The sequence below is a fragment of the Mycobacterium sp. IDUB_37 genome, from assembly GCF_055419245.1.
Genome location: NZ_JBVAXG010000028.1, coordinates 1 through 1,303, shown reverse-complemented (window position 1 = coordinate 1,303; position 1,303 = coordinate 1). Strand labels below are relative to the sequence as shown.

General features: G+C 76.3%; 1 protein-coding gene. It reads right to left on the bottom strand.

Annotated elements, in window-relative coordinates:
- A partial coding sequence (locus ACZY1I_RS32140) for a hypothetical protein (protein ID WP_463761697.1) occupies positions 1-1,303 on the bottom strand: 1,303 nt, incomplete at both ends.

Sequence of the window (1,303 nt, the reverse complement as noted above, 5' to 3'; positions counted from 1 at the left end):
TGCCGCCGTTGCCGCCGTTGCCGCCGCCGGTTGCGCTGCCACCGGCACCGCCGCTGCCGCCGTTACCGCCGTTGCCTGCGTTGCCGCCGTTGCCGGTGGTGGATGCGCCGCCGGCAGCACCGATGGCTGCTGTTCCGGCGTCGCCGCCGTTGCCGCCGTTGCCGCCGCCGGTTGCGTTGCCGCCGACACCGCCGTTTCCGCCGTTGCCGCCGTTGCCGCTGTTGCCGCCGTTGCCGGTGGAGGATGCGCCGCCGGCGCTGCCGGCGACGCCGTTGCCGCCGTTGCCGCCGTTGCCGCCGTTGCCGCCGCCGGTTGCGCTGCCGCCGGCACCGCCGGTGCCGCCACTACCGCTGTTACCGCCGTTGCCGCCGTTACCGGGTGTGAAGATGGTGCCGCCGAGGCCGCCGCCGCCGCCGTTGCCGCCGGCGCCGGCGTTACCGCCGCCGGTGGCGTTGCCGCCGGCACCGCCGCTACCACCGTTGCCGGCGTTGCCTGCGTTTGCTCCCAGGGCCGCCGCGAGCCCGCCGCCACCGCCGACGCCGCCGTTGCCGCCGGCACCGCCAGTACCGCCGTCAGAGGCACTGCCCCCGACGCCGCCGTCGCCGCCGTGACTGCCGTTACCGGCGGTGGTGTGTGGGTTTGTAGCGGGTATCCCGCTGATGCCGCCGCCGCCGGCACCGCCGTTGCCGCCGTTGCCGCCGTTGACGCCGTTGATCCCGGTCCCGCCTGCGCCGCCGTTTCCGCCAGTTCCGCCTTGGCCGCCGTTGCCGCCGTCGCCGCCGTTACCGCCGGTGCCGTCGGTGCCGGCGGTGCCACCGGTGCCGGCCGCTCCACCAGCGGCCGCGTTGCCGCCGGCACCACCGTTGCCGCCGTTGCTGGTCCCGCCGGAACCGCTGTTACCACCGTGGCCGCCGTTACCGCCGTTGCCGGCGTCACCGCCGTTGCCGCTCGTGCCGCCGGTACCGGCCGCACCACCAGCGCCTGCGTTGCCGCCGGCACCGCCGGCACTGCCCGCGGTGCTGCCGCTGCCGACGTTGCCGGCGTTGCCTCCTTGACCGCCTTGGCCGCCGCCGCCACCGTTGCCGTTGGTACCGCCGACACCGCTGTTTCCGCCGGCACTACCCTGACCGCCGTTACCGCCCGCTCCACCTAGGGCACCAGTGCCGCCGTTATCGCCGTTACCGCCGACACCGCCATTTCCGCCGGTAGCGCCGTCTCCGCCGTTGCCCGCGGTGCCACCGGTGCCGCCAGTTCCGGCGGCACCCCCGTTTCCGGCGGTCCCGCCGTTACCGCCGACACCACC